General features: G+C 49.9%; 1 protein-coding gene, 2 tRNA genes and 3 rRNA genes. All 6 read left to right on the top strand.

Annotated elements, in window-relative coordinates; genetic code table 11:
• The first annotated feature begins 284 nt into the window (after window positions 1-284).
• Window positions 285-1825, top strand: a 16S ribosomal RNA gene (locus ACTHS8_RS10745).
• 105 nt (window positions 1826-1930) lie between these two features.
• Window positions 1931-2007: transfer RNA gene (locus ACTHS8_RS10740), tRNA-Ile, on the top strand.
• Between the two features lie 5 nt (window positions 2008-2012).
• Window positions 2013-2088: transfer RNA gene (locus tag ACTHS8_RS10735), tRNA-Ala, on the top strand.
• A 348-nt stretch (window positions 2089-2436) separates the two neighbouring features.
• Window positions 2437-5325: ribosomal RNA gene (locus ACTHS8_RS10730) — 23S ribosomal RNA — on the top strand.
• A gap of 95 nt (window positions 5326-5420) precedes the next feature.
• Window positions 5421-5534 (top strand): 5S ribosomal RNA (gene rrf / locus ACTHS8_RS10725).
• The 16S, 23S and 5S rRNA genes sit together here with 2 tRNA genes alongside, the layout of an rRNA operon.
• 307 nt (window positions 5535-5841) lie before the next feature.
• On the top strand, window positions 5842-6129 hold the full coding sequence (locus ACTHS8_RS10720) for a ComEA family DNA-binding protein (RefSeq protein ID WP_424776770.1): 288 nt from the start codon (window positions 5842-5844) through the stop codon (window positions 6127-6129).
• Window positions 6130-6230 lie beyond the last annotated feature (101 nt).

Below are 6230 nucleotides of genomic sequence, written 5' to 3'. Positions count from 1 at the left end.
GGTGTTGACTGGTTTTGTTGTGAGGCGTATAGTTCGGTTCTTCGCTGCTGACGCGGTGAAGAAAACGAAGCAGACAGTATAACACAGTTAGTTGAAATTTTCGATAATTTTAGTTGACATTTGCTAAATGTACTGTATAATTCGATTTGCTCTTTAAAAAAACAGATTACCGATAAGTGTGAGTGCATTAGGCCTCACACTGTTTGAAAGACAGACAAGATGATGTTTTAGACATTGTCCTGTCGGTTTCTTTGAAGCAGACCAGAAGTTATAAGTTAGAGATTGAACATAAGAGTTTGATCCTGGCTCAGATTGAACGCTGGCGGCATGCTTTACACATGCAAGTCGAACGGCAGCACAGAGAAGCTTGCTTCTTGGGTGGCGAGTGGCGAACGGGTGAGTAACATATCGGAACGTACCGAGTAATGGGGGATAACTAATCGAAAGATTAGCTAATACCGCATATTCTCTGAGGAGGAAAGCAGGGGACCTTCGGGCCTTGCGTTATTCGAGCGGCCGATATCTGATTAGCTAGTTGGTGGGGTAAAGGCCTACCAAGGCGACGATCAGTAGCGGGTCTGAGAGGATGATCCGCCACACTGGGACTGAGACACGGCCCAGACTCCTACGGGAGGCAGCAGTGGGGAATTTTGGACAATGGGCGCAAGCCTGATCCAGCCATGCCGCGTGTCTGAAGAAGGCCTTCGGGTTGTAAAGGACTTTTGTCAGGGAAGAAAAGGCTGTTGCTAATATCGACAGCTGATGACGGTACCTGAAGAATAAGCACCGGCTAACTACGTGCCAGCAGCCGCGGTAATACGTAGGGTGCGAGCGTTAATCGGAATTACTGGGCGTAAAGCGAGCGCAGACGGTTACTTAAGCAGGATGTGAAATCCCCGGGCTCAACCTGGGAACTGCGTTCTGAACTGGGTGACTAGAGTGTGTCAGAGGGAGGTAGAATTCCACGTGTAGCAGTGAAATGCGTAGAGATGTGGAGGAATACCGATGGCGAAGGCAGCCTCCTGGGATAACACTGACGTTCATGCTCGAAAGCGTGGGTAGCAAACAGGATTAGATACCCTGGTAGTCCACGCCCTAAACGATGTCAATTAGCTGTTGGGCAACTTGATTGCTTAGTAGCGTAGCTAACGCGTGAAATTGACCGCCTGGGGAGTACGGTCGCAAGATTAAAACTCAAAGGAATTGACGGGGACCCGCACAAGCGGTGGATGATGTGGATTAATTCGATGCAACGCGAAGAACCTTACCTGGTCTTGACATGTACGGAATCCTCCAGAGACGGAGGAGTGCCTTCGGGAGCCGTAACACAGGTGCTGCATGGCTGTCGTCAGCTCGTGTCGTGAGATGTTGGGTTAAGTCCCGCAACGAGCGCAACCCTTGTCATTAGTTGCCATCATTTAGTTGGGCACTCTAATGAGACTGCCGGTGACAAGCCGGAGGAAGGTGGGGATGACGTCAAGTCCTCATGGCCCTTATGACCAGGGCTTCACACGTCATACAATGGTCGGTACAGAGGGTAGCCAAGCCGCGAGGTGGAGCCAATCTCACAAAACCGATCGTAGTCCGGATTGCACTCTGCAACTCGAGTGCATGAAGTCGGAATCGCTAGTAATCGCAGGTCAGCATACTGCGGTGAATACGTTCCCGGGTCTTGTACACACCGCCCGTCACACCATGGGAGTGGGGGATACCAGAAGTAGGTAGGGTAACCGCAAGGAGCCCGCTTACCACGGTATGCTTCATGACTGGGGTGAAGTCGTAACAAGGTAGCCGTAGGGGAACCTGCGGCTGGATCACCTCCTTTCTAGAGAAAGAAGAGGTCTGATGCATTCACACTTATCGGTAAACTGTAAAAGATGCGGAAGAGAAAAGCTTGAGTGAAGACAAGATTCGCTTAAGAAGAGAATCCGGGTTTGTAGCTCAGCTGGTTAGAGCACACGCTTGATAAGCGTGGGGTCGGAGGTTCAAGTCCTCCCAGACCCACCAAGAACGGGGGCATAGCTCAGTTGGTAGAGCACCTGCTTTGCAAGCAGGGGGTCATCGGTTCGATCCCGTTTGCCTCCACCAAGAACTTTACAAATCAAAGGAAGCCTGCTATACTTAGCAGCTTATTTTGATTTGCGAAGTGAAATATCGACGCATCGATCTTTAACAAATTGGAAAGCCGAAATCAACAAACAAAGACAATGAGTTTGTTTTGATTTTTTGTTCTTTGCAAAGGATAAAAAATCTCTCGCAAGAGAAAAGAAAACAAACACAGTATTTGGGTGATGATTGTATCGACTTAATCCTGAAACACAAAAGGCAGGATTAAGACACAACAAAGCAGTAAGCTTTATCAAAGTAGGAATTTCAAGTTTGCTTCCCTAGTCAACGGGTAGGCAAACGAAGTCAAAGAGGTTCTTGAAATGATAGAGTCAAGTGAATAAGTGCATCAGGTGGATGCCTTGGCGATGATAGGCGACGAAGGACGTGTAAGCCTGCGAAAAGCGTGGGGGAGCTGGCAATAAAGCTATGATCCCGCGGTGTCCGAATGGGGAAACCCACCTCTTAGGAGGTATCCTTATCTGAATACATAGGATAAGCGAAGCGAACCCGGAGAACTGAACCATCTAAGTACCCGGAGGAAAAGAAATCAACCGAGATTCCGCAAGTAGTGGCGAGCGAACGCGGAGGAGCCTGTACGTAATAACTGTCGAGATAGAAGAACAAGCTGGGAAGCTTGACCATAGTGGGTGATAGTCCCGTATTCGAAATCTCAATAGTGGTACTAAGCGTACAAAAAGTAGGGCGGGACACGTGAAATCCTGTCTGAATATGGGGGGACCATCCTCCAAGGCTAAATACTCATCATCGACCGATAGTGAACCAGTACCGTGAGGGAAAGGCGAAAAGAACCCCGGGAGGGGAGTGAAATAGAACCTGAAACCTGATGCATACAAACAGTGGGAGCACCCTTGTGGTGTGACTGCGTACCTTTTGTATAATGGGTCAACGACTTACATTCAGTAGCGAGCTTAACCGAATAGGGGAGGCGTAGGGAAACCGAGTCTTAATAGGGCGAACAGTTGCTGGGTGTAGACCCGAAACCGAGTGATCTATCCATGGCCAGGTTGAAGGTGCCGTAACAGGTACTGGAGGACCGAACCCACGCATGTTGCAAAATGCGGGGATGAGCTGTGGATAGGGGTGAAAGGCTAAACAAACTCGGAGATAGCTGGTTCTCCCCGAAAACTATTTAGGTAGTGCCTCGAGCAAGACACTGATGGGGGTAAAGCACTGTTATGGCTAGGGGGTTATTGCAACTTACCAACCCATGGCAAACTAAGAATACCATCAAGTGGTTCCTCGGGAGACAGACAGCGGGTGCTAACGTCCGTTGTCAAGAGGGAAACAACCCAGACCGCCAGCTAAGGTCCCAAATGATAGATTAAGTGGTAAACGAAGTGGGAAGGCCCAGACAGCCAGGATGTTGGCTTAGAAGCAGCCATCATTTAAAGAAAGCGTAATAGCTCACTGGTCGAGTCGTCCTGCGCGGAAGATGTAACGGGGCTCAAATCTATAACCGAAGCTGCGGATGTCAGTTTACTGGCATGGTAGGGGAGCGTTCTGTAGGCCGATGAAGGTGCATTGTAAAGTGTGCTGGAGGTATCAGAAGTGCGAATGTTGACATGAGTAGCGATAAAGCGGGTGAAAAGCCCGCTCGCCGAAAGCCCAAGGTTTCCTACGCAACGTTCATCGGCGTAGGGTGAGTCGGCCCCTAAGGCGAGGCAGAAATGCGTAGTCGATGGGAAACAGGTTAATATTCCTGTACTTGATTCAAATGCGATGTGGGGACGGAGAAGGTTAGGTTAGCAAGCTGTTGGAATAGCTTGTTTAAGCCGGTAGGTGGAAGACTTAGGCAAATCCGGGTCTTCTTAACACCGAGAAGTGATGACGAGTGTCTACGGACATGAAGTAACCGATACCACGCTTCCAGGAAAAGCCACTAAGCTTCAGTTTGAATCGAACCGTACCGCAAACCGACACAGGTGGGCAGGATGAGAATTCTAAGGCGCTTGAGAGAACTCAGGAGAAGGAACTCGGCAAATTGATACCGTAACTTCGGGAGAAGGTATGCCCTCTAAGGTTAAGGACTTGCTCCGTAAGCCCTGGAGGGTCGCAGAGAATAGGTGGCTGCGACTGTTTATTAAAAACACAGCACTCTGCTAACACGAAAGTGGACGTATAGGGTGTGACGCCTGCCCGGTGCTGGAAGGTTAATTGAAGATGTGCAAGCATCGGATCGAAGCCCCAGTAAACGGCGGCCGTAACTATAACGGTCCTAAGGTAGCGAAATTCCTTGTCGGGTAAGTTCCGACCCGCACGAATGGCGTAACGATGGCCACACTGTCTCCTCCTGAGACTCAGCGAAGTTGAAGTGGTTGTGAAGATGCAATCTACCCGCTGCTAGACGGAAAGACCCCGTGAACCTTTACTGTAGCTTTGCATTGGACTTTGAAGTCACTTGTGTAGGATAGGTGGGAGGCTTTGAAGCAGAGACGCCAGTCTCTGTGGAGCCGTCCTTGAAATACCACCCTGGTGTCTTTGAGGTTCTAACCCAGACCCGTAATCCGGGTCGGGGACCGTGCATGGTAGGCAGTTTGACTGGGGCGGTCTCCTCCCAAAGAGTAACGGAGGAGTTCGAAGGTTACCTAGGTCCGGTCGGAAATCGGACTGATAGTGCAATGGCAAAAGGTAGCTTAACTGCGAGACCGACAAGTCGAGCAGGTGCGAAAGCAGGACATAGTGATCCGGTGGTTCTGTATGGAAGGGCCATCGCTCAACGGATAAAAGGTACTCCGGGGATAACAGGCTGATTCCGCCCAAGAGTTCATATCGACGGCGGAGTTTGGCACCTCGATGTCGGCTCATCACATCCTGGGGCTGTAGTCGGTCCCAAGGGTATGGCTGTTCGCCATTTAAAGTGGTACGTGAGCTGGGTTTAAAACGTCGTGAGACAGTTTGGTCCCTATCTGCAGTGGGCGTTGGAAGTTTGACGGGGGCTGCTCCTAGTACGAGAGGACCGGAGTGGACGAACCTCTGGTGTACCGGTTGTAACGCCAGTTGCATAGCCGGGTAGCTAAGTTCGGAAGAGATAAGCGCTGAAAGCATCTAAGCGCGAAACTCGCCTGAAGATGAGACTTCCCTTGTGGTTTAACCACACTAAAGAGTCGTTCGAGACCAGGACGTTGATAGGTGGGGTGTGGAAGCGCGGTAACGCGTGAAGCTAACCCATACTAATTGCTCGTGAGGCTTGACTCTATCATTTGAAGAACTTCAAAAGATAAAAGCTTACTGACTGATTCAGTCATCACCAAATAATTGATTAAGGCTTTACCGATTTGTAACAGTTTAAGTTTGGCGGCCATAGCGAGTTGGTCCCACGCCTTCCCATCCCGAACAGGACCGTGAAACGACTCAGCGCCGATGATAGTGTGGTTCTTCCATGTGAAAGTAGGTCACCGCCAAACACCCATTCTGAAGCCCCCGACTAATGTCGGGGGCTTTTTACATGCCTGTTGTTTCTGTCGGTTTGGTGGGAGGTAACAGGTATTGTATGATTACCCTGTTGTTATTCTTGAACAAAAATACCGAAAGGTACGGTTAACCGCTTGGAATATTTGAAATCAAACGGTATTTGCGTTAATATGTCGTAAGCATTTATGTGGGTATGGGCTGTTGCCCTATCTGCGTATGTGCAGTGTTTACGGAGTGGGATAAAACCATTCTGTAGACTTTATGACTGATTCAATCAAATATGTTATGGGAAAAAATCTGATGAAGAAATTTTTATTTGGTGCGTTTGCCGCCGTGTGTGCGGCGTTCTCTTTGGCCGCCGTGAACATCAATACCGCGTCTCCTGCCGAACTGGAGGCCTTGCCCGGTATCGGCCCGGCTAAGGCGAAATCGATTGTGGAATACCGTCAGAAGAACGGTGCGTTCAAATCGGTGGAGGAGCTGAAAAACGTGAAGGGCATCGGTGATGCGGTGCTGAACAAGTTGAAGGCGGAAGCGACGGTTTCTTCTGTCGCGCCTAAGGCCGCCCAGCCTGCCGTGAAAAAATAAGCCTGACGGTTAACTGCCGTATACGCCGCCCCGAGGCCGAACCGTTTGCCGGTTTGGGCTGACGGGCGGCTTTGTATGGGGCCGGGAATGAGAGCTTGGGC

Source organism: Neisseria sp. P0016.S008, assembly GCF_051957775.1.
In the GTDB taxonomy this organism is placed as follows: Bacteria; Pseudomonadota; Gammaproteobacteria; order Burkholderiales; family Neisseriaceae; genus Neisseria; species Neisseria flavescens_B.
The sequence above is the reverse complement of the archived record's forward strand: the minus strand, read 5'-3'. Positions and strand labels throughout refer to the sequence as shown.